General features: G+C 60.0%; 24 protein-coding genes. 11 read left to right on the top strand and 13 right to left on the bottom strand.

Annotated features, from left to right (window positions below):
* Positions 1 to 7: 7 nt before the first annotated feature.
* Complete coding sequence (locus V0R60_RS10485; protein ID WP_136474980.1) at positions 8 to 718, top strand: DUF3108 domain-containing protein; 711 nt, start codon at positions 8 to 10, stop codon at positions 716 to 718.
* Positions 719 to 901: 183 nt separating this feature from the next.
* The gene (locus V0R60_RS10480) at positions 902 to 1,084 is read left to right on the top strand and encodes a hypothetical protein (RefSeq protein WP_136474979.1); all 183 of its coding nucleotides are present in this window, start codon (positions 902 to 904) and stop codon (positions 1,082 to 1,084) included.
* Positions 1,085 to 1,127: 43 nt separating this feature from the next.
* Here the strand turns inward: V0R60_RS10480 and V0R60_RS10475 are convergent, their stop codons facing one another.
* From V0R60_RS10475 to V0R60_RS10445, 7 genes are all read right to left on the bottom strand, one after another.
* Positions 1,128 to 1,667: a DUF2058 domain-containing protein gene (locus V0R60_RS10475; protein ID WP_136474978.1), complete on the bottom strand. Its 540-nt coding sequence runs from the start codon at positions 1,665 to 1,667 to the stop codon at positions 1,128 to 1,130.
* Between the two features lie 25 nt (positions 1,668 to 1,692).
* Positions 1,693 to 2,523: a nucleoside triphosphate pyrophosphohydrolase gene (gene mazG / locus V0R60_RS10470; protein WP_136474977.1), complete on the bottom strand. Its 831-nt coding sequence runs from the start codon at positions 2,521 to 2,523 to the stop codon at positions 1,693 to 1,695.
* Positions 2,524 to 2,596: 73 nt separating this feature from the next.
* On the bottom strand, positions 2,597 to 4,837 hold the full coding sequence (gene relA / locus V0R60_RS10465) for a GTP diphosphokinase (RefSeq protein WP_136474976.1): 2,241 nt from the start codon (positions 4,835 to 4,837) through the stop codon (positions 2,597 to 2,599).
* Between the two features lie 99 nt (positions 4,838 to 4,936).
* A complete protein-coding gene (gene rlmD, locus V0R60_RS10460) occupies positions 4,937 to 6,295 on the bottom strand; it encodes a 23S rRNA (uracil(1939)-C(5))-methyltransferase RlmD (RefSeq protein WP_330079630.1) in 1,359 nt (452 codons plus the stop codon).
* The gene (gene cysM / locus V0R60_RS10455) at positions 6,295 to 7,197 is read right to left on the bottom strand and encodes a cysteine synthase CysM (RefSeq protein ID WP_168198439.1); all 903 of its coding nucleotides are present in this window, start codon (positions 7,195 to 7,197) and stop codon (positions 6,295 to 6,297) included. The genes rlmD and cysM overlap by 1 nt, the downstream gene beginning before the upstream one ends.
* Before the next feature lie 103 nt (positions 7,198 to 7,300).
* Positions 7,301 to 8,674 (bottom strand): sensor histidine kinase, encoded by a 1,374-nt coding sequence (locus tag V0R60_RS10450; RefSeq protein ID WP_136474973.1) that lies wholly within the window; start codon positions 8,672 to 8,674, stop codon positions 7,301 to 7,303.
* A complete protein-coding gene (locus V0R60_RS10445; protein WP_136474972.1) occupies positions 8,646 to 9,365 on the bottom strand; it encodes a response regulator transcription factor in 720 nt (239 codons plus the stop codon). The genes V0R60_RS10450 and V0R60_RS10445 overlap by 29 nt, the downstream gene beginning before the upstream one ends.
* 216 nt (positions 9,366 to 9,581) lie before the next feature.
* Between V0R60_RS10445 and V0R60_RS10440 the strand changes: the two genes are divergently transcribed.
* From V0R60_RS10440 to V0R60_RS10425, 4 genes are all read left to right on the top strand, one after another.
* Positions 9,582 to 12,335, top strand: coding sequence for a response regulator (locus V0R60_RS10440; RefSeq protein WP_330079629.1), 2,754 nt, complete (start codon positions 9,582 to 9,584; stop codon positions 12,333 to 12,335).
* A 65-nt stretch (positions 12,336 to 12,400) separates the two neighbouring features.
* The gene (locus V0R60_RS10435; RefSeq protein WP_136474970.1) at positions 12,401 to 13,390 is read left to right on the top strand and encodes a 2-hydroxyacid dehydrogenase; all 990 of its coding nucleotides are present in this window, start codon (positions 12,401 to 12,403) and stop codon (positions 13,388 to 13,390) included.
* Between the two features lie 31 nt (positions 13,391 to 13,421).
* On the top strand, positions 13,422 to 13,859 hold the full coding sequence (locus V0R60_RS10430; protein WP_330079628.1) for a hypothetical protein: 438 nt from the start codon (positions 13,422 to 13,424) through the stop codon (positions 13,857 to 13,859).
* A complete protein-coding gene (locus V0R60_RS10425) occupies positions 13,856 to 14,260 on the top strand; it encodes an META domain-containing protein (RefSeq protein WP_371922255.1) in 405 nt (134 codons plus the stop codon). The genes V0R60_RS10430 and V0R60_RS10425 overlap by 4 nt, the downstream gene beginning before the upstream one ends.
* An 80-nt stretch (positions 14,261 to 14,340) precedes the next feature.
* Here the strand turns inward: V0R60_RS10425 and V0R60_RS10420 are convergent, their stop codons facing one another.
* Positions 14,341 to 14,805, bottom strand: coding sequence for a TlpA disulfide reductase family protein (locus V0R60_RS10420; protein WP_330079627.1), 465 nt, complete (start codon positions 14,803 to 14,805; stop codon positions 14,341 to 14,343).
* 86 nt (positions 14,806 to 14,891) lie between these two features.
* Here V0R60_RS10420 and arsC point away from each other — a divergent pair, with 86 nt between their 5' ends.
* The 3 genes from arsC to V0R60_RS10405 are packed head-to-tail and all read left to right on the top strand — an operon-like array spanning position 14,892 to position 16,256.
* Complete coding sequence (arsC, locus tag V0R60_RS10415) at positions 14,892 to 15,245, top strand: arsenate reductase (glutaredoxin) (protein WP_136474966.1); 354 nt, start codon at positions 14,892 to 14,894, stop codon at positions 15,243 to 15,245.
* A complete protein-coding gene (gene wrbA, locus V0R60_RS10410) occupies positions 15,242 to 15,847 on the top strand; it encodes an NAD(P)H:quinone oxidoreductase (protein ID WP_136474965.1) in 606 nt (201 codons plus the stop codon). The genes arsC and wrbA overlap by 4 nt, the downstream gene beginning before the upstream one ends.
* Positions 15,840 to 16,256 carry a DUF2069 domain-containing protein gene (locus V0R60_RS10405; protein WP_136474964.1) on the top strand — a complete coding sequence of 139 codons (417 nt, stop codon included), beginning with the start codon at positions 15,840 to 15,842 and terminating at the stop codon, positions 16,254 to 16,256. Before wrbA ends, V0R60_RS10405 begins: the two co-directional genes overlap by 8 nt.
* A gap of 56 nt (positions 16,257 to 16,312) precedes the next feature.
* On the opposite strand, the gene V0R60_RS10400 is transcribed toward V0R60_RS10405, so the two are convergent.
* Positions 16,313 to 16,984, bottom strand: coding sequence for a DNA-3-methyladenine glycosylase I (locus V0R60_RS10400; protein WP_330079626.1), 672 nt, complete (start codon positions 16,982 to 16,984; stop codon positions 16,313 to 16,315).
* A 5-nt stretch (positions 16,985 to 16,989) separates the two neighbouring features.
* Entirely contained in the window at positions 16,990 to 17,814 is an 825-nt protein-coding gene (ttcA, locus tag V0R60_RS10395) for a tRNA 2-thiocytidine(32) synthetase TtcA (protein WP_136474962.1), read from the bottom strand.
* Positions 17,815 to 18,087: 273 nt separating this feature from the next.
* Between ttcA and V0R60_RS10390 the strand changes: the two genes are divergently transcribed.
* Together V0R60_RS10390 and V0R60_RS10385 are read left to right on the top strand one after the other, a co-directional pair.
* Complete coding sequence (locus tag V0R60_RS10390; protein ID WP_136474961.1) at positions 18,088 to 18,687, top strand: Yip1 family protein; 600 nt, start codon at positions 18,088 to 18,090, stop codon at positions 18,685 to 18,687.
* Positions 18,688 to 18,827: 140 nt separating this feature from the next.
* Positions 18,828 to 19,322: a SprT family zinc-dependent metalloprotease gene (locus V0R60_RS10385; protein WP_330079625.1), complete on the top strand. Its 495-nt coding sequence runs from the start codon at positions 18,828 to 18,830 to the stop codon at positions 19,320 to 19,322.
* A gap of 78 nt (positions 19,323 to 19,400) precedes the next feature.
* On the opposite strand, the gene V0R60_RS10380 is transcribed toward V0R60_RS10385, so the two are convergent.
* The 3 genes from V0R60_RS10380 to V0R60_RS10370 all read right to left on the bottom strand — a co-directional run bounded on the left by V0R60_RS10380 (position 19,401) and on the right by V0R60_RS10370 (position 23,034).
* Positions 19,401 to 20,723, bottom strand: coding sequence for a dicarboxylate/amino acid:cation symporter (locus V0R60_RS10380; protein ID WP_330079624.1), 1,323 nt, complete (start codon positions 20,721 to 20,723; stop codon positions 19,401 to 19,403).
* A gap of 290 nt (positions 20,724 to 21,013) precedes the next feature.
* Positions 21,014 to 22,360, bottom strand: coding sequence for an ATP-binding protein (locus V0R60_RS10375; RefSeq protein WP_330079623.1), 1,347 nt, complete (start codon positions 22,358 to 22,360; stop codon positions 21,014 to 21,016).
* On the bottom strand, positions 22,357 to 23,034 hold the full coding sequence (locus V0R60_RS10370) for a response regulator (RefSeq protein ID WP_136474957.1): 678 nt from the start codon (positions 23,032 to 23,034) through the stop codon (positions 22,357 to 22,359). Before V0R60_RS10370 ends, V0R60_RS10375 begins: the two co-directional genes overlap by 4 nt.
* Positions 23,035 to 23,043 lie beyond the last annotated feature (9 nt).

Below are 23,043 nucleotides of genomic sequence, written 5' to 3'. Positions count from 1 at the left end.
AGATAATATGCGTCGCGCCCTGCTCTTCGCACTTGCCGTGCTCGCACTGCCACTTCAGGCAGCCGATCTGAAGCCATTCTCGGCCAGCTACACCGCCGACTGGAAACAGCTGCCAATGAGCGGCACCGCTGAACGCAGCCTGGAAAAGAACGCCAACGGTACCTGGAGCCTCAACTTCAAGGCATCGATGATGATCGCCAGCCTGACCGAGCAAAGTACCCTGCGCCTGGACAAGGACACGCTGCTGCCACAGACCTACCACTTCGAACGTGGCGGCCTGGGCAAAGCCAAGAAGGTCGACCTCGACTTCGACTGGAACAGCAAGCTCATTACCGGTTCCGACCGTGGTGATGCAGTCAAGCTGCCGCTTAACCGCGGCGTACTGGACAAGTCCACCTACCAACTGGCCTTGCAACACGATGTGGCCGCCGGCAAGAAGAGCGTCAGCTACCAAGTGGTCGATGGCGACGAGATCGACACCTATGACTTCCGCGTCCTGGGTACCGAAAAAGTCACCACCAAGACCGGTCAGGTCGAAGCCATCAAGGTCGAGCGCGTACGCGATCCAAGCCAGAGCAAGCGCATCACCGAGCTGTGGTTTGCCAAAGACTGGGATTACCTGCTGGTACAACTACGCCAGGTCGAGACCGACGGCAAAGAGTACGTAATCGTGCTGCAGGACGGTACGGTTGACGGCAAGGCGGTCAAGGGCAACTGATTTATCGCCCTGCTGCTGGTTACGCTGAAACCCCGCCCGGTGCGGGGTTTCTTTTTTTACGCGAGCGATTAGACGCCTGCATGAAAGATGTTTCATGCGCCAAGCATTTACGTAGCCAGCTAACAAACTCTATAAAAGAGACCTGCGACAAGGTGCCGCAGGTAACTGAATCGGAGTTTGCAGATGACTGTCAAAGTAACTGAGCACGACGACAACAGAATGTCCTACGAAGTCCTGGCTGCGGGTGTACGCATCTGGGATGTGCACCAACAAGGCGAACTGGTAGGCATGTTCCATACCGAGCATGAAGCCCATAACTATCGAATCGAACTGGAATGCCTGGAGGCCAGGCGGCAGCAGGAATAGCCTGCAGAAAGAACAAACCCCGCCAAGGCGGGGTTTGTCGTGTTTACCACATTAGATCATCAGGGATCACATAGGCTGCGTAAGGATCATCGGCATCCGGCTCGTCGACCTGAGTGTTGAGCAGGACAATACGCTTGGGATCGCGCTCCTGGATCTTCAGTGCCGCTTCGCGCGGGATAACCTCGTACCCCCCACCATGGGCAACGATGGCCAGTGAGCCGCTGCTCAGCTTGCTGCGCATCAGGGCATTGACCGACAGCCGCTTGACCTTCTTGTCGTCGACGAAATTGTAGTAGTCCTCGGTGGTCAACTTAGGCAGGCGCGACACCTCGATCAATTGCTTGACCTGGGCGGCACGGGCCTTCTGCTCGGCTTTCTCCTGCTGCTGGCGGTTCAGTTCCTGGTCGCGCTTGGCTTTCTCGGCCATGGCTTCCTTGGCCAGCCGCTGCTGGGTATCGTCAACTTCGACCTGGCCCTTATGCTCCAGGCGCTTCTGTTTTTTCTGCTCTTTACTGACCTGCTTGACCTGCTTCTGGTTAACCAGACCGGCTTTGAGCAATTGGTCACGAAGGGAAAGGCTCATCGTTCACTCACTTATGTGCGTCTACTCAGCCGCAGCTGGGCAGGTTCTTTTCCTGACGTTTGGCTTCGCCCCAAAGCGCATCCATGTCTTCTAGGGTGCAATCTTCAATCGGACGCCCACTGTCGCGCAATGCCTGCTCGATAAAACGGAAACGTCGTTCAAACTTTTGATTCGCGCCGCGCAAGGCGTTTTCCGGGTCGACTTTCAAATGCCGGGCCAGATTGACCGTGGCAAACAGCAGGTCACCGAGTTCATCGGCCAACGCCTCGCTGTCATTGTCGGCCATCGCTTGCAGCACTTCGTCGAGTTCTTCTCGAACCTTGTCCAGCACCGGCAAAGGATCGGGCCAATCGAAGCCGACCTGGGCCGTACGCTTTTGCAGCTTGGCGGCCCGGGACAACGCTGGCAAGGCGGCCGGCACATCGTCAAGCAACGACAGCTGTTCGGGAACGCCTTTTTCGGCGCGCTCCTGAGCCTTGATCTGCTCCCAGCGCTGCTTGACCTCGGCCTCGTCGAGCTTTGGCGTATCCAATGACGCGTACAGCTCGCCGGTGGGAAACACGTGAGGGTGACGACGGATAAGCTTGCGGGTAATGCTGTCGATTACCCCGGCAAATTCGAATCGCCCTTCTTCACGGGCCAACTGGCTGTAATAGACGACCTGGAACAGCAGGTCGCCCAACTCCCCCTGCAAGTGCTCGAAATCGCCGCGCTCGATCGCGTCGGCCACTTCATAGGCTTCTTCCAGGGTATAGGGAATGATGGTCGCGTAGGTCTGCTTCAAATCCCATGGACAACCGTGCTGCGGGTCACGCAGTCGGGCCATGAGGTGAAGCAGGTCGTCTAGGGTATACATCGGTGCTCTCTGCTGGGGCCTTCGCGAGGCTAGCCCGCCCCCACACTGCGGGGCGGGCTGCGCGATGACAGTCTCAAGGCGTACGGTTACGCCGCGTCTCGATGATGTTCGGCAACTGCGAGATCCGCCCCAGCAGGCGCCCAAGGGCATCCAGGCCAGGAATCTCGATAGTCAGCGACATCAGCGCCGTGTTGTCTTCCTTGTTCGAGCGGGTGTTGACCGCCAGAACGTTGATCCGCTCGTTGAGCAATACCTGGGAGACATCTCGCAGCAAGCCTGGGCGGTCGTAGGCACGAATGATGATATCCACCGGATAGGTTTGCACCGGTACCGGCCCCCAGCTTACCTGGATAATCCGCTCCGGTTCACGCCCGGCCAGTTGCAGCACCGAGGCGCAATCCTGACGGTGGATGGTTACACCACGGCCTACGGTGATGTAGCCGACAATCGCATCGCCCGGCAACGGCTGGCAGCACCCGGCCATTTGCGTGAGCAGGTTGCCGACGCCCTGGATCTGGATATCGCCGCGCTTGCCCGGCTTGTAGCCGGTGGCTTTGCGTGGCACCAACTCGATATGCCCGCTGCGCTCCGGTTCCACCAGTTGCTGCGCCGCGTTGACCAGATGCGCCAGACGCAAATCGCCAGCCCCGAGCGACGCGAACATGTCCTCGGCGGCCTTGAGATTGGCTTTTTCAGCCAACCGTTCGAAGTCCACCTGCGGCAGCCCCAAACGGTTGAGCTCGCGCTCGAGCAGGGTTTTACCGGCCGCGACGTTCTGGTCACGCGCCTGTAGCTTGAACCAGTGGACGATCTTGGCCCGCGCCCGCGAGGTGGTGACGTAACCCAGGTTGGAGTTCAACCAGTCGCGGCTCGGATTGCCGTGCTTGCTGGTGATGATCTCGACCTGCTCGCCAGTCTGCAGGCTGTAGTTGAGCGGCACGATCCGCCCATTGATTTTCGCGCCACGGCAGTTGTGACCGATCTCGGTATGCACCCGGTAGGCGAAATCCAGCGGCGTAGCACCTTTGGGCAGGTCGATGGCGTGCCCGTCCGGGGTAAAGACATACACCCGGTCCGGTTCGATATCCACCCGCAACTGCTCGGCCAGGCCGCCGATGTCGCCCAATTCTTCGTGCCACTCCAACACCTGACGCAACCAGGAAATTTTCTCCTCGTAATGGTTGGAGCTGGATTTGACATCGGTACCCTTGTAACGCCAGTGCGCACACACGCCGAGTTCGGCTTCCTCGTGCATGGCATGGGTTCGGATCTGGACTTCAAGCACCTTGCCTTCAGGACCAATAACGGCAGTGTGCAGCGAGCGGTAGCCGTTTTCCTTGGGGTTGGCGATGTAGTCATCGAACTCTTTGGGGATGTGCCGCCATAGGGTATGCACGATCCCCAACGCGGTGTAGCAGTCGCGCATTTCCGGAACCAGTACACGCACCGCTCGCACGTCGTAGATCTGGCTGAACTCCAGGCCTTTGCGCTGCATTTTGCGCCAGATCGAATAGATGTGCTTGGCTCGGCCGCTGATATCGGCCTTGACCCCGGTGGCCAGCAGTTCGTTCTGCAGCTGGTTCATCACATCGCTGATGAAGCGTTCACGGTCCAGGCGCCGCTCATGCAACAGTTTGGCGATCTGCTTGTATTGATCGGGCTCCAGGTAGCGGAAGGACAGGTCCTCCAACTCCCACTTGATATGACCGATACCCAGGCGGTGCGCCAGGGGCGCGTAGATATCGAAAACTTCGCGGGCGACACGGTTGCGCTTCTCGTCGTCAGCACCCTTGACCGCGCGAATTGCACAGGTACGTTCGGCCAGCTTGATCAGCGCCACGCGCACGTCATCGACCATGGCCACGAGCATTTTGCGCAGGTTCTCGACTTGCGCTTGCGAACCCAGTACCAGCGATTGACGTGGGCTGAGACTGGCGCTGATAGCGGCCATGCGCAGCACGCCGTCGATGAGCTTGGACACCACTGGACCAAAACGCTGACCGACTTCGGCCAGGGTCACCTTGCCTTCACGCACGGCACGGTAGATAACCGCAGCGACCAGGGAGTCCTGGTCGAGCTTGAGGTCGGCAAGGATTTCGGCAATTTCCAGGCCGGCCTGGAAACTCGAGGTTCCGTCAGCCCAGGAATGCTTGGCCGGGTTGCCCTTTTTCTCGATTTCCTGAGCGAACTCGCAAGCCTCTTTAAGCGCTTCACGGTCCAGCGCCAGGTCGACGCTCACCACATGATCCAGCCATGCTTCGAGATTGATACTGCCGTCGGTGTTGACCGGCTGGTGTACTCTCACCTGTACCATCTTTGTTTACCTTTCCCTACAGCGCATTCACGATGCGCTTGAAATCACTGGTGCTGCCCCTGCCGGACCCGAGGTGCAGCGCCTGACGCGCCAGTCCCGCTAGCCCGCTTCGAATAACGCCATGGCTTCGACATGCGCCGTCTGAGGAAACATGTCGAGAATCCCGGCACATTTTAACCGGTAACCCTGCCTGACCAGCTCGAGCGTGTCGCGGGCCAGGGTTGCCGGATTGCACGATACATATACAAGACGTTTCGCACCGAGGTCTGCGATTTTTCGCACCACCTCGAAAGCACCGTCTCGCGGTGGATCCAAGAGTACCGCAGAAAAGCCCCCAGCGGCCCAGCCAGAGGCGGACAATGGCTGCGATAGATCGGCCTGAAAAAACTGCACATTATGCAAATTGTTGCTTCGTGCATTGGCCGCTGCTCGCTCGACCATTGCCTGTACACCTTCCACTGCCACCACTTCACGTGCCTGCCGAGCCAGCGGCAGGGCGAAATTGCCCAGGCCGCAGAACAAATCGAGTACCCGCTCGTCAGCCTTTGGCGCCAGCCATTGCAGTGCCTGCTCGATCATCGCGGTGTTGACCTCGGCGTTCACCTGAACGAAATCTCCAGGCCGGTAGGCAAGCTCGAGATTCCACGGTGCCAGGGTAAAGCCGAGGGTCTGACCTGCCTCGACAGCCGAAGGTTCACCCTCGCCTTGTAACCATAGCTGTACACCTGCCTCATTGCAGAATGCCTGCAAGCGCGCCTGGTCGCCCTCAGCCAGTGCAGCGGTATGGCGCACCAGCAAGGCCAACGCCGTGCCACTGAACAATTCGACATGCCCAATCACCTGCGCCTTGCTCAGACTCTGCAAGAGCATTGGCAGGTGACGCATGATCGACTGCAAGGGTTGTACCAGTACCGGGCACTCTTCGATGGCGACGATGTCCTGGCTGGCCTCGGCACGAAAGCCGACGTCAAGCTTCTTCGCCTTGACGTCCCAACGCACCGCAACGCGCGCCCGACGCCGGTAACCGAACTCAGGTCCGGTCAACGGCGCGACCCATTGCTCGGGTACCACACCGGCCACCCGCTGCAACTGCTCAGCGAGCAAGCGCTGCTTGATGTTCAACTGATCAGCGTGGGCCAAGTGCTGCAGGTTGCAGCCGCCACACCGATCGAAGTGCTTGCACGGCGCTTCGCGGCGTTCTGGGCTGGCGTTGAAAACACGCTCCAGGCGTGCCTCGACGACCTTGCCATGGGTATTGAGGACCCGGGCCTCAACCTCTTCTTCGGCAAGCGCACCACTGACAAACCAGGTACGCCCCTCGAAAAAGGCGATGCCACGGCCATCCCCCGCCAGGCGCTCAATGCGCAGGCGTTGCTTTTTTCCCGTAGGAATCTGTGGTGCACGGCTGCCGCCGGTCGGCTGGAAGCGCAGACCGCTGTTGCGTTTACTTTTGGACATCAGTTCGCCGCGTCGAAAATGCCGGTCGACAGGTAACGGTCGCCACGGTCACAAATAATCGCCACGATCACGGCGTTTTCCAGTTCACGCGACAGGCGCAACATCGCCGCCACGGCACCACCCGAGGACACGCCGCAGAAAATGCCCTCTTCTCGCGCCAGTCGACGCGTCGTTTCTTCTGCTTCGACCTGCGCCATGTCGACCACGCGATCAACGCGATCGGACTGGTAGATTTTCGGCAGGTATTCTTGCGGCCAGCGGCGGATGCCCGGAATCGCCGAGCCTTCCATCGGCTGCAAGCCAACGATTTGCACGGCCGGGTTCTGCTCCTTGAGGTAACGCGAGCAGCCCATGATGGTGCCGGTGGTACCCATGGAACTGACGAAATGAGTAATGCTGCCCTGGGTCTGCTGCCAGATCTCGGGCCCTGTGCTGACATAGTGCGCTTCTGGATTGTCACCGTTGCCGAACTGGTCCAGCACCAGGCCACGGCCATCGGCCTGCAGACGGTCGGCAAGGTCGCGGGCGCCTTCCATGCCTTCTTCCTTGCTGACCAGAATCAACTCGGCACCATAGGCGGTCATCGCTGCCTTGCGCTCGGCACTGGAGTTGTCGGGCATGATCAGGATCATCTTGTAACCCTTGATCGCCGCCGCCATGGCCAAGGCGATGCCGGTATTACCCGAGGTCGCTTCGATCAACGTATCGCCTGGCTTGATCTGCCCACGCAGTTCGGCTCGGGTGATCATCGATAGCGCGGGTCGGTCCTTGACCGAACCTGCCGGGTTATTACCTTCAAGCTTGAGCAGGAGGGTGTTGCTGGTTTCACCGGCAATGCGCTGCAGGCGGACCAGAGGCGTGTTGCCGACGCAATCGGCGATGGTTGGGTACTGCAAGGTCATGGCGTAGTTCGCAATCCAGACTGCGGGGGCGCCTATCATACCGGCAAAAGTGCCCTGTCCATATCACGCAATGTACTGGGCTTATGCCGGAAAGCTATAAGCTTCAGGCTGAGGCGGGGAGCTGGAAGTTCAGGCGCAGGCCTTGGCCTGTGTTCTGCGCCCATAGGCGTCCGCCCTGGCGCACGACTGCGTTGCGCGCAATGCTCAGGCCCAGGCCGAAGCCGCCGTCTCCAGGGCGCGAGCCATCCAGGCGGGCGAAGGGGGCGAAGATCCGTTCAAGTTCGCCCTCGGCCACACCGCCACCCTGGTCTTCCAGCCACAGCAGCCAGTGCTCGCCCTGGCGCTGACCACCCAGGCGAATCACACCATTGGCCGGCGAGTGGCGGATGGCATTGCGCAGAATGTTTTCCAAGGCTTGGGCCAGACTATTGAGGTTGCCCTGCACCCAGCACGCGGGACCAACATCGCAACGTAATTGCGATGACGGCCACGTGCTTTCGAAGCAGGCGTCTTCGGCGAGCATTTCCCACAGCGCCTGGATCTGGATCGGCTCCTTGCTCATCGGCGCGCGCTCGGTATCGAGCCAGGCCAACTGCAGGGCGTCTTCGACCAGGCGCTGCATGCAATCGACCTCGCGCCCCAGGCGCTCACGCAGTTGCCCGGCATCGGTTTCACCTTCGCAGGCCACGCGCAGGCGGCTCAGCGGGGTGCGCAACTCATGGGAAAGGTCGCGCAACAGCTGCTGTTGCAACGCGACGGTGCCCTGCAGCCGCTCGGCCATGTCATCGAATGCGCGCCCCAGCTCACCCAGTTCGTCCTGACGACTGGTGGTGCTGCTGGCGACCCGCGCCGACAAACGATCCGCCCGCCAGGCATTGGCCTGCTCACGCAACTGGATCAACGGCATGATCAACATGCGATACAGCCCGACGCACAGCAGCAGGGTGAACAGTCCGGGGATCACGCCATTGGTGATGAACTGCCAGAACAGGCGGTATTGGCCGGGCATCAGGCGCTCTGGCAACTCCACTACCAGCAACCCTCGTTCCGGGTGCTGCACAAATGGTACACGCATCCATGGCAGGCCGATTACCCGTCGGCTCACGGGCCAATCGATGCCACGTAAAAAGGTTATCTTGCGGCTTTGCTCAGACAGCAGCGGTGTGCTGCTCAACGACTGTAAATCCTCGCCCAGCACTGCCATCCAGGTATCTTCCCTGTCGGCCATCTCGGCCAGCCATGCATCCACCCCAGCCTGGCCGCCCTGCTCCCAGGCTTGCTCGGCCTCGGCGGCATAGCCGGTCAAGGTGGCACGAGCGTCATCGGAGAGAAAGGCATTCTGGGTTTCCATATGACGGCCCCAGCTCATGCTCAGACCGATCATCAGCAGGCAAAAGCCGATCAGAAGAATGGCCAGTTTCCAGAACAACGAGTGGCGATTGGGCAATTCAGTTGACCTCTGCCGCACTGAGCACATAACCCTTGCCCCACACAGTGCGCACTTCACGCTCCTGGTAACCGATGGCCTTGAGCTTTCGGCGGATCTGGCTGACATGCATGTCCAGGCTGCGATCATGCCGGGAATAGCCACGCTGCAGCACCTGCTGATAGAGGAAGGCCTTGCTCAGCACTTCCTCATGGCTGCGGTGCAAAGTGTCGAGCAGGCGGTATTCACTGAGGGTCAGGCCCGCCCAACGATCGTCGCAGCACACATCGCAGGTCTGCTCGTCGAACTGTAGCGCCCCGACCTGCGGGGTGGGAGCTGGCTGCTGGCGACGGCGTTCCAGAGCAACGCGGCGCAGGATCGCTTCAATTCGTACCTGCAACTCAACCATGCTGAACGGCTTGGGCAGGTAATCATCAGCACCCCGCTGAAAACCACTGATGCGATCCGCTTCTGCGCCCAGGGCCGACATCATGATGACCGGCGTCGAACTTTTTTCACGCAACTTGGCCAACACATCCAGGCCGTTCAGACCCGGAAGCAGGATGTCCATCAGAACGACATCAAAACGCGACGCGCGCGCAGCATCCAATCCATCCAGGCCATTCTTGCACCAGGTGACCTTGAAACCGCCACGCTGCAGTTCTTCGTGCAAATGGGCACCGAGGACCGGATCGTCCTCGATGGCAAGAATGCTGGACTCGCTAATAGCTACGGGATTCATTGGCTGCTGCTAGTAATTCTCAATTGCGCGATTATTGAGCAATTGTCTTGCACAGGCAACCCGCAACTGCTGGTTGATTTGAGGTGGGCGAATTGCCCAGAGTCAAAAGTAGATACAAATGGGTGCAATGCGCGAGAAGGCGCGGTACTTTTCCGTCTTGCCCGCACAACGTGTGCTGAGGGCGGCTACAGCACTTGCCAGGCACAGGAGAGTTGCGTGCTGAATCGTTTGGGAATTCGCAGCCGCGTGTTGCTGTTAGCTTTATTGCCGGCTGGGCTGATGGCCTTGGTGCTGGGCAGTTATTTCACCTGGCTGCAGCAGAACGAGCTGCAGTCCCAACTGTTGCAGCGCGGCAAAATGATTGCCGAGCACCTCGCGCCGCTGGTCGCCCCAGCTCTGGTTCGTCACGACCCGGCGCAACTGGAGCGTATTGCTGCCCAGGCGCTGGAACAACCGGATGTACGTGCGGTGGCTTTCCGCGATCCGGGCCGCAACAACCTTGCCCATGCCGGCCCCTCCATGCTCAATCAAGCGCCTTCCGGCGGCGGCACACAAATGCTCGAGCGTTCGGGTAAAGATGCAACCCGCTACCTGCTTCCCGTCTTCGGTCATCATCGCGACCTGGCCGGTGATCGCATTCCCAGCGAAGCTGATCGGCTGCTGGGCTGGGTAGAAATCGAACTGTCCCACGATGGCACCCTGCTGCGCGGCTACCGCAGCCTGTTCACCAGCCTGTTGCTGATTTTCTTCGGCATGCTCGCCACTGCCTTGCTGGCGCTGCGCATGAGCCGCGCAATCAATGGCCCCATCAGCGAGATCAAGCACGCTGTCACCCAACTCAAGGACGGCAACCTGGAAGAGCGCCTGCCGGTGATGGGCAGTTATGAGATGGACGAGCTGGCCTCGGGTATCAACCGCATGGCCGAAACCCTGCAAAACGCGCATGAAGAGTTGCAACACAGTATCGACCAGGCAACCGAAGACGTTCGACAGAACCTGGAAACCATCGAGATCCAGAACATCGAACTGGACATGGCCCGTAAAGAGGCCCTGGAAGCCAGCCGGATCAAGTCCGAGTTCCTTGCCAACATGAGTCACGAGATCCGCACACCGCTCAATGGCATTCTTGGTTTTACCCACCTGCTGCAAAAAAGCGAGTTGACGCCGCGTCAACACGACTATCTGGGCACCATCGAGAAGTCTGCCGGCAACCTGCTCGGCATCATCAACGAGATCCTCGACTTCTCCAAGATCGAAGCAGGAAAGCTGGTGCTCGACAGCATACCGTTCAACCTGCGCGACCTGATCCAGGACACCCTGACCATTCTGGCCCCGGCCGCGCATGCCAAGCAGTTGGAGCTGGTCAGCCTGGTGTACCGCGACACCCCCTTGTCATTGGTGGGCGACCCACTGCGCCTCAAGCAGATCCTGACCAACCTGGTCAGCAACGCCATCAAGTTCACCCGCGAAGGCACCATTGTTACCCGGGCCATGCTCGAAGAAGAGCACGAAGACAGCGTGCAACTGCGGATCAGTGTCCAGGACACTGGGATTGGCCTGACCAATCAGGACGTCCGCGCCTTGTTCCAGGCCTTCAGCCAGGCCGACAACTCCCTGTCGCGCCAGCCGGGAGGCACCGGCCTGGGGCTGGTGATTGCCAAGCGCCTGATCGAACAGATGGGCGGTGAAATCGGAGTCGACAGCACCCCAGGCGAAGGTTCGCAATTCTGGGTCAGCCTGCGTCTGCCCAAGGCCCGCGACGATGCCGAGGACTTGCCGCTGCAATCGCTGGTGGACCGTCGGGTGGCGATAGTCGACGCCCACGAACTGGCGCTGCAGGCCCTGGAACATCAACTGGAAGATTGCGGCCTGCGCGTTACCGCCTTCAACTCCATTGACCCACTGCTGCACGCAGTAGCAGCCGCACGGATGGCCGGCGAACCCTTTACCCTGGCGGTCATGGGCGTAAACCTGGACAGCGTTTCTCCTGAGCGCCTGGGGCAGTACGTGCAACAACTGGAGCGCCTGGACTGCCAGGCGCTGGTGCTGTGTCCAACCACCGAGCAGGCGCTTTACCACCCTTATCTGCCCAACGCCCACGGCCAACTCCAAGCCAAGCCTGCTTGCACGCGCAAATTGCGCCGGGCCCTGCTGGACCTGGTGCAGCCACGGCGCATCAACAGTGAAGCCAAAACCAGCAGCGACCAGCCATCACCAAAAGTGCTCTGCGTCGACGACAACCCGGCCAACCTTCTGCTGGTGCAAACCTTGCTCGAGGATCTAGGCGCCGAAGTGCTGGCGGTCGACAGCGGCTACGCGGCAGTGCAGGCGGTTCAGGATGAACGCTTCGACCTGGTGCTGATGGATGTGCAAATGCCGGGCATGGATGGTCGCGAATGCACCGAACAGATACGCCAGTGGGAGATCAGCCAAGGTGGAGCGCCACTGCCTATCGTCGCCCTCACCGCCCACGCCATGGCCAACGAAAAGCGTGCGCTGCTGCACAGCGGGATGGACGACTACCTGACCAAACCGATCAGCGAGCGCCAACTGGCCCAGGTGGTGCTCAAGTGGACCGGCTTGAACCTCAGCGCGCCAAACCACGAGCGCACACCGGAGCGCATCGCCAACAGCAGCGAACTCAAGGTTCTCGACCCCGAAGAAGGCTTACGTCTGGCCGCGGGCAAGCCGGACCTGGCCGCCGACATGCTGGCCATGTTGCTGGCATCCCTGGAGGCCGACCGCGAGGCTATTCGCATCGCCCGTGAAGCGGCGGATCGCAACGGCATGATCGAGCGCGTGCACCGTCTCAATGGCGCTTCGCGCTACTGCGGCGTGCCACAGTTGCGCGCAGCCTGCCAACGCAGTGAAACCTTGCTCAAACAGAATGACCCCGAAGCCCCGCGAGCCTTGGACGAACTGGACCGGGCTATCCTGCGGCTGACCGCCCAGGCACGCCTGAGCGCCTGATCCAAAGCAAGTTCAACACTGGCGCCCGCGGTTAGACTTGTTCGCAATCGACTCAGGATGACTCCATGCGCGTATTGTTTTTCAGTAGCCAGACCTACGACCAGGACAGTTTTACCAGTGCTGCGGCACGCCACGGCCTGGACCTGCACTTTCAACCGGCGCGCCTGACTGAAGACACCGCAGCCCTGGCCAACGGCCATGAAGTGGTGTGCGCTTTCATCAATGACGATTTGAACGCCGACGTGCTCAAGCGCCTCGCCGACGGCGGCACTCGCCTGATCGCCCTGCGTTCGGCCGGCTACAACCATGTCGACCTGGCCGCAGCCAAACGCCTGGGCCTGGCAGTGGTACGGGTCCCGGCCTACTCACCGCACGCCGTGGCGGAACATGCCGTCGCCCTGATCTTGGCGCTGAACCGCCGCCTGCACCGCGCCTACAACCGCACCCGCGAAGGCAACTTCAGCCTTCACGGGCTGACCGGCTTCGATCTGCATGGCAAAACGGTCGGCGTGGTCGGCACTGGTCAGATTGGTGCCACCTTCGCACGCATCATGGCCGGCTTCGGCTGCAAGCTGCTGGCGTATGACCCCTACCCCAACCCTGAGTTGCTGGCGTTGGGCGCCACCTATCTTGAGCTGCCGGAGTTGTTGCGCCAGGCGCAGATCATCAGCCTGCATTGCCCTTTGACCGAACAGACGCGTCACCTGATCAACCCACAAAGCCTTGCCCAGTTGCAGCCGGGGGCCATGTTGATCAACACCGGTCGCGGCGCGTTGATTGACACACCAGCGCTGATCGAGGCGTTGAAAGACGGTCAACTGGGCTATCTGGGCCTGGACGTCTACGAAGAGGAGGCCCAGTTGTTTTTCGAGGACCGCTCCGACCTGCCATTGCAGGACGATGTGTTGGCGCGCTTGCTGACCTTCCCCAACGTAATCGTCACCGCCCACCAGGCGTTCCTCACCCGCGAAGCACTGGCAGCCATTGCCACAACTACGCTGGACAACATTACCCGCTGGGCGGCAGGCAATCCGCAGAACTTGGTCGAGGGTTGATGCTAGGATACGCGGCAGATTTGGAGGACCCATGGTCGAACACGATTTCCGCTACACCCTGTTTAATCCGCAGTACACCCTGATCGAATGCCGCGCCCTGGTGCCGGGTCGCTACCAAGTGACCGGCAATGGTGGTTCGATCAAGAAAAACGACGTGCTGTTGGTCACCCTCAAGGGCAGCAAGGACTTGTCCATGCGCTTGACCGTGGAAACCGTACGCCACCTGATCAACCCGACAGGCCAATGGGTCGCAGTGGCCAGTGGCCCGGTGTTCGGCGAGCTGGCGATCCACACCTGGGAAGTCAATTGCGACAGTTGCCAGGCCAACCTCAGCTTCGAGTTCGCGGTAGACGCCAAGCTTGGCAAGAAAGCCTTGCAGCCAGCCGCCAGTGCACGCATCGCCGAGCTTGGCTGGAGCAGCCGTGGCGACAAGCACCTGTGCCCGACATGCAAGGAGACGGCCCAGTGAAAAACCTGCTGCTCGCGGCACTGACCGGCACAGCGCTGCTGGGCTGCGCTGCCGAGCCGATGAAGCTGGAGCAGGAGCGTAGCTACCTGCTGGAATGGATTGGCGAGCGCCCACTGATGGACTACAGCCACCTGACCCTGACCCTGGCCAGCGATGGCCGGGCGTATGGCAATGGCGGTTGCAACCACTGGTTCGCGCCCTACCAGCTCGACGGCGACAAAATCACCTTCGGCAAAGTCGGCAGCACCCGCAAAATGTGCGCACCGGCTTTGATGGAACAGGAAAAGCGCTTCCTCCAGGCTCTGGAGACCGTGCAGCGCTGGGACATCTCGCCAATCGAACAAGTACGCTTCTGGCCTACTGAAGGCAAGCCACTGCGCTTTTGGCCTGAAGAGGGTTGACGGTAGCCTTAAGCTACAAGCTACAAGTAAAAGCAGGTGGTGAACCTCCTGCTCGTTCTTGCAGCTTGTAGCTTGACGCTTCAGACCCCCTTGAGAGCCTTGATTTTTGCGTTCAGTCCTTCCAGTGTCTGCTCGCCCATCAACTGCTCGCGTACTTTGCCTTTGTCATCGATGATGTAGGTGACAGGTAACGCTTCGCTGCGCGGCAGTTCATAACGTTCAGCCGGGTCCTGGGCCAAGACGGTGAAGCCGATATTCAGGGCCTCGGTGGCCTTTTTCAGATCATCGCCTTGCAGGCCGTCGAAGTTGACGCCCACAACCTTGATGCCTTGCGCCTGCCATTGCTTGGCGGCAGCATTGAGTTCGGGGATTTCAGTACGGCATGGCCCGCACCATTCCGCCCAGTAATTGAGCACCAGCCAGTGCCCGTCGATCTGCTCGGCTTTCACGGTCTGGCCGTTCTGGTCCAGGCCATAATCTGCACCGCAACCGCTGAGCAACAAACTCGCGGTGATGGCCAGTGCTGCTGCCAAACGCCTTGTCATGGGTCAATCCTTCTCGAAGATTCAAGCAAAATGCGAAGTCGCTGCGGTTAGAATAGCTGCCACACCCTGCTGGATGCGACCCGAACATGACTGACCTGACGCTTTATCACAATCCACGCTGCTCGAAGTCTCGCGCAGCCCTGGAACTTCTCGAAGCCCGTGGCCTGGCACCCACCGTGGTCCGCTACCTGGAAACCCCACCCGATGCAGCGACCCTCACGACCCTGCTCGGCAAGTTGGATATAGATGCGCGTCAACTGCTGCGCAGCGGTGAAGACGAGTACAAGATGCTCAACCTGGCTGACCCAGCCTTGAGCGATGCGCAACTGATAGACGCCATGGTCAAGCACCCGAAACTGATCGAGCGCCCTATTCTGGTTGCCGGTGACAAAGCGGTTATTGGCCGTCCTCCGGAGAAGGTTCTGGAGATCCTGCCGTGAGCGCACCTTACATCCTGATCCTGTTCTACAGCCGCCACGGCTCGACAAGTGAAATGGCCCGGCAGATAGCCCGCGGTGTCGAAATGGTAGGCCTGGAAGCACGGATTCGTACCGTTCCGGCGATTTCCACCGAATGTGAAGCGGTGGCCCCAGACATTCCGGTCGCCGGCGCGCTGTACGCCACCCTTGACGATCTGCGCCACTGTTCGGGCCTGGCCCTGGGTAGCCCGACACGCTTCGGCAACATGGCTGCGCCACTGAAGTACTTCATCGATGGCACCAGCAGCCTGTGGCTCAGTGGAGGTCTGGTCGGCAAACCGGCAGCGGCGTTCACCTCCACCGCCAGCCTGCATGGCGGCCAGGAGTCGACCCTACTGTCGATGCTGCTGCCGTTGATGCACCACGGCATGCTGATCATGGGGCTGCCCTACAGCGAGTCGGCGTTGCTGGAAACCCGCGGTGGCGGCACCCCTTATGGCGCCAGCCATCACGCCGGGGCAGACGGCAAACGCGACCTGGATGCTGACGAAATCGCCCTGTGCCGCGCCTTGGGCCAACGCCTGGCCAGCACTGCCAAACTGCTGGAGAACAGCCGTGGCTAAAAAGCCCAAGGTACTGCCCTCTATCGACTGGTTGATGCCGCGCCTGCGGCTAGTCCGCGCATTGAGCCTGGCAAGCTTTTTTGGCCTGATTGCGCTGCTGACGATCAACAACCTGTTGTTCGCCGACCTGCATGGCGCCCGTACCGGCGTGATCCTGGCGGTAGAATTGGTGCCGCTGGCGTTGTTGCTACCGGGCATGCTACTGGGCAACGCCCGCGCTCATGCCTGGACCTGCTTTGTGGTCAACCTGTACTTCATCAAAGGAGTACTGGCTGCATTCGACCCGGCACGGGCACTGTTCGGCTGGCTGGAAGTGGCAATCAGCCTGGCGCTGTTCATCAGTGCCTTGCTGTATGTGCGCTGGCGCTTCCAGTATGACCGGCGCCTGGCCGGTGAAGGATCGAACTGATCGCGGCGCAAGCTCGCTCTACCGGGTGGCTAAACCGGCATCACCCGGCAGGCCCCTCAATGATTGACGGTGTGCGCGAGCATCACCGACAACTGACACAACGACCGGCCGCTTTCAGCGTGCCACTGATTGAAAGCAGCCTGGACCAACGCCAGGTCGCGCTGGCTGGTCGGTGGCTTGTCGATGATGTCCTGGGCGATCAGCGCTGCGCTCATGTCATTGGTCGGAATGAACGTATCCTTGCCCACCATGCGCAGGAAGCGCGGTGCCGACAACCCACCCATCTGGTTGCCATGCTTGGCCAGGTACTTCCATAAGCCGACTATATCGGTTACCGGCCAATCGGCGATCAGGGCACCAAAGCTACCCCGCTCCTTTTCCACGTCGAGCATCATCTGCGCATTGCGCGGCACGCTCTTGAGCTTGCCCAGGTGGCGAATGATGCGCGTGTCCTGCATCAGCCGCTCCAGGTGCTCGGCGCCCATCAACACGACCTTGTGCGGATCGAAGCCAAAGAACACCTGCTCGAAAGCCGGCCACTTGGAATCCACCAGGCTGTGCTTGAGCCCGGCGCGAAACACCCGCAACGCCAAGGTCGACAGATAACGATCGGCGCTGATCGCACGCAGCTGCTCTGCGCTCCTGGCCTGGGGCAGATGGGCTTCCAGGGCCGCCGCGGAGCCGAAGCGATTCAGGCAGTACTCATGCAACCATTGGTAATCGCGCATGCCGGTCAGATGTTCATCACGTCGACAAAGCGCGGGGTGGCGGTTTCGTCGATTTTCAGATTGACGAAGTCGAACAGGTTACGGTCAGCCAGTTGCGACGGCACGACATTCTGCAAGCCACGGAAGATGCTCTCGGTACGGCCCGGTGTTTTACGCTCCCACTCCACCAGCATGTCCTTCACGACCTGCCGCTGCAGGTTTTCCTGCGAACCGCAGAGGTTGCACGGAATGATCGGGAACTCCTTCAGGTCCGAATACGCCTGGATGTCTTTCTCGCTGCAATAGGCCAGCGGGCGGATCACCACGTTACGACCGTCGTCGGCGCGCAACTTCGGCGGCATGGCCTTGAGGGTGCCGTTGAAGAACATATTGAGGAAGAACGTTTCGACAATGTCGTCACGGTGGTGACCAAGAGCCATCTTGGTTGCACCGATCTCGTCGGCAAAGGTGTACAGGGTGCCGCGACGCAGGCGCGAGCACAGCGAGCAGGTGGTCTTGCCTTCCGGTACCAGTTCCTTGACCACCGAATAGGTGTCTTTCTCGACGATGTGATACTCGACGCCCAAGGTCTTGAGGTAAGCCGGCAGCACGTGCTCAGGGAAGCCTGGTTGCTTCTGGTCCATGTTCACCGCGACGATCTCGAACTTGATCGGCGCCACTTTCTGCAGGTACAGCAGAACATCGAGCATGGTGTAGCTGTCTTTGCCGCCGGACAGGCAGACCATGACCTTGTCACCATCTTCAATCATGTTGAAGTCGGTAATGGCTTCGCCAGCGAGACGACGCAGGCGTTTTTGCAGTTTGTTCTGGTTGACCGAAAGGGTGCCCATAGCGCTTGAAATCCGCGAGGTGTGACAAAAGCGGCATATTTTACGCACAAACCGTCGGCAGGCGTAGGCCCTTCCGATAAAGACTGCAAGGTGATTAGCCGTGGCGCTTACAGCGCAATTTGCTCTAAAAAGCCGGCTTTGCGGGGCGTACTCCTTCCTATACTGCGACATAAGGCCACACATCATAGGTGACCTCGATCCTCTGGCCCCCATCACTTGGGGTCACAAGCGCTCCGCTGGGGGGCGATGGTAACGACGGAAGGAGTGACTGGCATGATCCATCACGTACTGGGGCTGTTTACCCATCCTGACCAAGAATGGAAAGAAATCCGTGGCGAGGAAGAAAGCATCAGCCACATGTACCTGACCCACACACTCATCCTGGCGGCGATCCCCGCCATCTCGGCATTTATCGGTACTACCCAGGTCGGCTGGGTCATTGGCGATCGCGCCCCGGTCATGCTGACCCAGGAAAGCGCGTTATGGATGACCATCATGTCGTACCTGGCAATGCTTGCCGGTGTCGCGGTAATGGGCGCCTTCATTCACTGGATGGCGCGCACCTACGACGCCAACCCAAGCATGGCCCGCTGCATCGCGTTTGCCACTTATACCGCAACGCCGCTGTTCGTCGGCGGCCTGGCGGCGCTCTACCCCCACTTGTGGTTGGGGATGGTCGTCGGCACGGCAGCCGTGTGCTACACGGTTTATCTGCTCTATGTCGGCCTGCCGACCTTCATGAACATACCTTCGGATGAAGGTTTTCTGTTCTCGAGCTCGGTATTGGCGGTCGGCCTGGTGGTGCTGGTAGCCATCATGGCCTTCACCGTGATTGTCTGGGGACTTGGCGTGGGGCCTGTCTATACCAACTAGCATCCATTATTAGAAAATCAGCAACATAGGCGCAGTAACCTTCAGGCCGCCGCAAGGCGGCCTGATGCTGTGCGCTGACAGGTGGCTCGGCAACGCCGCGGCGGTTGCGGCATAATTGCCGGCCAGGAGTGTTCCCCGATATGCCCGAACTGCTCAAATCCCGCGTCGAAACCTGTTATCAGCAAGCCGAAACCTTTTTCAAGCGCCCTTTTCCCCGCCCTGAAGTGAGCTTCAAGCTGCGTGGGCAAAAGGCTGGCGTCGCCCATTTGCATGAAAACCTGCTGCGATTCAATTTGCAGTTGTACCGCGAAAACAGCGATGACTTCCTCAAGCAGACCGTGGCCCACGAAGTCGCGCATCTGGTTGCCCACCAGCTGTTTGGTGATCGAATCCAGCCGCATGGCGAGGAATGGCAGCTAATCATGCGTGGCGTTTACGAACTGCCACCCAACCGCTGCCACACCTATGAAGTCAAACGTCGCACAGTGACGCGTTACATCTACCGCTGCCCTTGCGTCGGTAGTGACTTTCCCTTCTCGGCCCAGCGCCACAGCCTGGTACGTCAGGGGCGGCGCTACCTGTGCAGACGCTGCCGCAATACCTTGGTGTACAGCGGCGAGACGCGCGTCGAGTAACGCCCTGCCCGGTCAGGTTTCAACCAGGCACAAAAAAACCCATCCGAAGATGGGTTTTTTCATGGCTCAGCCAATAGCTTAGCGAGCAGGACCCTCGGCTACGCCCAGGTCGTCCATCGGACGGGTATCGATCAGCGGCGAACCACCGGAAGCAAGCTCTGCGTGCAGCTTGTCTTCGTCCAGTTCCTTGACCCACTTGGCCACCACCACGGTCGCAACAGCGTTACCGATCAGGTTGGTCAGGGCACGGGCTTCGGACATGAAGCGGTCGATACCCAGGATCAGCGCCAGGCCGGCAACCGGCAAGTGGCCCACTGCGGACAGGGTAGCCGCCAGCACGATAAAGCCCGACCCCGTGACGCCGGCAGCGCCTTTGGACGCAACCAGCAGCACCAGCAGCAAGGTGATCTGGTGGGTGATATCCATGGTGGTATCGGTGGCCTGGGCGATGAACACCGCAGCCATGGTCAGGTAGATCGAAGTACCGTCCAGGTTGAACGAGTAGCCCGTTGGAATCACCAGGCCGACCACGGACTTCTTCGCACCCAGGCGTTCCATCTTGGTCAGCATGCGTGGCAGGGCCGACTCGGACGACGAGGTACCCAGCACGATCATCAGCTCTTCACGGATGTAGCGGATCAGCTTGAGAACGCTGAAGCCGTGTGCACGAGCGATACCACCCAGCACCACCAGAATGAACAGTACGCACGTGGCATAGAAGCAGGCCATCAGGTAGCCCAACTGCACCAGCGAACCTACGCCGTACTGGCCGATGGTGAAGGCCATGGCACCGAAAGCACCGACCGGTGCCAGCTTCATGATCATGTTGATGATGTTGAACATGACATGGGCAAAGCGATCGATCATGTCCAGCAGCGGCTTGCCGTAGGCACCCAGGCGATGCAGGGCAAAACCGAAGATCACCGAGAACATCAGCACTTGCAGGATGTCGCCGTTGGCGAAAGCGCCGACCACGGTGTTTGGAATGATGTTGAGCAGGAAGCCGATCGTTGTCTGCTGCGCGCCGGCGGCGGCATAGGCGGCCACACTGCTGGCGTTCAAGGTGCTGACATCGATGTGCATGCCGGCGCCCGGCTGGACAACGTTGACCACGACCAGACCGATGATCAGGGCGATAGTGGAAACAACTTCGAAGTAGAGCAGCGCGTAGCCACCGGTCTTGCCAACCGACTTCATGCTCTGCATGCCAGCGATACCGCTGACCACGGTGCAGAAGATGATCGGGGCGATGACCATTTTGATCAGTTTGACGAAGCCGTCACCCAGGGGTTTGAGGGCAACGCCGGTTTCAGGGTAGTAGTGACCCAGCAGGATACCGATGGTGATGGCTACCAACACCTGGATATACAGCGATTTGTACAGTGGCTGACGCGTCGTCATGGCTATTTCCTCAAGTGTACCGCCCCGATCCTTCCCAGGACGCGTGGGGTACCTAAAGCGCGAACCCTCCTGCACTGGAGGGATTTGTTGTGTCGAGCTGCCTGGCAGAACTCTGTCAGGTCAATAGCAAGCCCGATGCCAAGGTGCGCTTTATGAGTGCAAACCCAGTGTTTACGCGGGTTTCGTGCACAACGAGGATGCAAGGGTGCCGAGCGACTTGGCGGATTTCCGCCCGACACCTTTTGCAAAACCTTAAGGATGGCGGTAATCCGCCCAGAGAAAATGGCGATTCAGTCCAGGGAAAAGCGGATACGAAAAGCGGCGCCGCCGAGCTCGGAGTCGTCCAGGGTGAGGCTGGCGTCATAGCTCTCGATGATGTCCTTGACCACCGCCAGACCAATACCCTGCCCCGGATTCTGCCGATCCAGGCGTTCGCCGCGCTGCAGAATGCGCTCACGCTGATCAGGCGGCACGCCCGGACCGTCATCCTCGATACACAACTCGATCATCGAAGGATCGCTGCGCAGGCTGATGCGGATCTGGCTCAGGCACAGGCGGTAGGCGTTTTCCAGCAGGTTGCCAAGCAGTTCGAGCAATGCTCCTTGCTCCATCGGCACGACAGCCTGCTCGGGCACATCAAGGGTGATGTTCACCTGTTTGTCGCGGTACACCTTGGCCAGCGTGCTGCACAGGCTTTCGAGCAACGGTTGCACCGCTACCTGATAACGGACCAGGCCACTCTTGCGCAGGCTGGCGCGTTGCAACTGGTAGTCGATCTGCTGGCTCATGCGCTCGATCTGACTTTGCAGAATCCGCGACTGCTCACGGTCTTCACGACGCTGGCCCATGCTTTCACTTACCCCTTGCAACACCGCCAACGGGGTTTTCAGGCTATGGGCCAGGTCGTCCAGGGAATCACGGTAGCGTTGGCGCTGGTCACGCTCACTGCGCAACAGGCGGTTCAATGAACCGGTCAAACGCAACAACTCACGAGGATGCTCGCCGCTGAGCCCATCGCGGGCACCGGACTCGACATCATCAAGCTCGTGACTCAACTGGCGCAACGAGCGCAAGCCCCAGGTCAAACCCGCCCAGAGCAACACCAGCAAGGCCAGCAGCGCCGCACCAAACCCCAGGTACAGGCGTTCGCGCAGGCCGTCGAGGGTATGCTGGTATTCGCGCACCGGCTGTAATGCAACGATGCTGAACGCTGCCGTCTTGCCACCGAGCAGCTTGACTTCGACGTCATAGACAAAGAACTCCTCGCCGTCGGCCTGGCGGATGCGCGCAAACTCGTTGCCGCGCCCGTCATAGCGTGGGGTGTAGTTGATGTTTTCATCGGCCGTAGCCCGGGACCGCCAGACCAGATTGCCCTGGCGATCATAGATGTAGCCGAGCAAACGGCTGTCGGGCAGGTTGTATTTTTCATCCGGCAGCAAGTCCGGCATCTGCAACTGGTTGTGCTCGATGCGCGCTGCCGATATCAAGGTAGTAACATCCGAGGCCAGGCGCTTTTCGATCGACTCCTGCAATGCCAGGCTGAACGTCTTCTGCAGGGCCGGCAGCAAGGCGAGCATGAACAACAGCGCCAGCAGCGCAGCCGCCAGCATCAGGCGCACCCGTAACGAACGGATCATCGGCAACGCTCAGTGAACAGGTAGCCCAAGCCACGGACGGTATCGATCGGCTTGAAGCCGTTGTCACCCTCAAGTTTGCGACGCAACCGCCCCACCAGCACTTCGATCACATTTGGATCGCGCTCGTCGTCATCGGGATACAGCTGCTCCATCAGGCGATCCTTGGCCACCACTTGCTGATGATGGCGCATCAGGTACTCCAGGATGCGGTACTCATAAGCTGTCAGCGCCAGCGGCTGCTCATCCAGCGTCGCCTGTTTGCGATTGAGGTCCAGCACCAGGGGGCCGGCTGCGATGGTCGACTGGGTAAAGCCGCTTGAACGACGGAGCAAGGCGTTGAGCCGCGCCTCGAGTTCTTCGAACTGGAAAGGCTTGACGACATAATCGTCGGCGCCTGCCGCCAGGCCTTCGACTTTGTCTTGCCAGTTGCCCCGCGCGGTAAGAATCAGAATGGGAAAGCCCTTGCCCTGGGAGCGCAACTGGCGAATGAGGTCCAGCCCACTCATGCCCGGAAGGCCCAGGTCGATCACCGCCAGGTCATGGTTGAACTGCGCGGCTTGATACAAGGCTTCCTCGGCGTCGGCCACCGCTTCAACCACATGCCCACTCTCGGTCAAGCGGCTGTACAAGTGATGCCGCAACAGCGCTTCGTCCTCCACCACCAGCAGTTTCATAGGTTCCTC

Source organism: Pseudomonas auratipiscis, assembly GCF_036324085.1.
Classification (GTDB): Bacteria; Pseudomonadota; Gammaproteobacteria; order Pseudomonadales; family Pseudomonadaceae; genus Aquipseudomonas; species Aquipseudomonas auratipiscis.
This window is presented reverse-complemented; position numbering and strand designations above follow the sequence as displayed.

Bases quoted from the DNA above. Each gene is read 5' to 3' on its own strand.
- V0R60_RS10485 (WP_136474980.1), top strand. From the start codon at position 8: ATGCGTCGCGCCCTGCTCTTCGCACTTGCCGTGCTCGCACTGCCACTT.
- V0R60_RS10480 (WP_136474979.1), top strand. From the start codon at position 902: ATGACTGTCAAAGTAACTGAGCACGACGACAACAGAATGTCCTACGAA.
- V0R60_RS10475 (WP_136474978.1), bottom strand. From the start codon at position 1,667: ATGAGCCTTTCCCTTCGTGACCAATTGCTCAAAGCCGGTCTGGTTAAC.
- mazG (WP_136474977.1), bottom strand. From the start codon at position 2,523: ATGTATACCCTAGACGACCTGCTTCACCTCATGGCCCGACTGCGTGAC.
- relA (WP_136474976.1), bottom strand. From the start codon at position 4,837: ATGGTACAGGTGAGAGTACACCAGCCGGTCAACACCGACGGCAGTATC.
- rlmD (WP_330079630.1), bottom strand. From the start codon at position 6,295: ATGTCCAAAAGTAAACGCAACAGCGGTCTGCGCTTCCAGCCGACCGGC.
- cysM (WP_168198439.1), bottom strand. From the start codon at position 7,197: ATGACCTTGCAGTACCCAACCATCGCCGATTGCGTCGGCAACACGCCT.
- V0R60_RS10450 (WP_136474973.1), bottom strand. From the start codon at position 8,674: ATGTGCTCAGTGCGGCAGAGGTCAACTGAATTGCCCAATCGCCACTCG.
- V0R60_RS10445 (WP_136474972.1), bottom strand. From the start codon at position 9,365: ATGAATCCCGTAGCTATTAGCGAGTCCAGCATTCTTGCCATCGAGGAC.
- V0R60_RS10435 (WP_136474970.1), top strand. From the start codon at position 12,401: ATGCGCGTATTGTTTTTCAGTAGCCAGACCTACGACCAGGACAGTTTT.
- V0R60_RS10430 (WP_330079628.1), top strand. From the start codon at position 13,422: ATGGTCGAACACGATTTCCGCTACACCCTGTTTAATCCGCAGTACACC.
- V0R60_RS10420 (WP_330079627.1), bottom strand. From the start codon at position 14,805: ATGACAAGGCGTTTGGCAGCAGCACTGGCCATCACCGCGAGTTTGTTG.
- arsC (WP_136474966.1), top strand. From the start codon at position 14,892: ATGACTGACCTGACGCTTTATCACAATCCACGCTGCTCGAAGTCTCGC.
- V0R60_RS10400 (WP_330079626.1), bottom strand. From the start codon at position 16,984: ATGCGCGATTACCAATGGTTGCATGAGTACTGCCTGAATCGCTTCGGC.
- ttcA (WP_136474962.1), bottom strand. From the start codon at position 17,814: ATGGGCACCCTTTCGGTCAACCAGAACAAACTGCAAAAACGCCTGCGT.
- V0R60_RS10390 (WP_136474961.1), top strand. From the start codon at position 18,088: ATGATCCATCACGTACTGGGGCTGTTTACCCATCCTGACCAAGAATGG.
- V0R60_RS10385 (WP_330079625.1), top strand. From the start codon at position 18,828: ATGCCCGAACTGCTCAAATCCCGCGTCGAAACCTGTTATCAGCAAGCC.
- V0R60_RS10380 (WP_330079624.1), bottom strand. From the start codon at position 20,723: ATGACGACGCGTCAGCCACTGTACAAATCGCTGTATATCCAGGTGTTG.
- V0R60_RS10375 (WP_330079623.1), bottom strand. From the start codon at position 22,360: ATGATCCGTTCGTTACGGGTGCGCCTGATGCTGGCGGCTGCGCTGCTG.
- V0R60_RS10370 (WP_136474957.1), bottom strand. From the start codon at position 23,034: ATGAAACTGCTGGTGGTGGAGGACGAAGCGCTGTTGCGGCATCACTTG.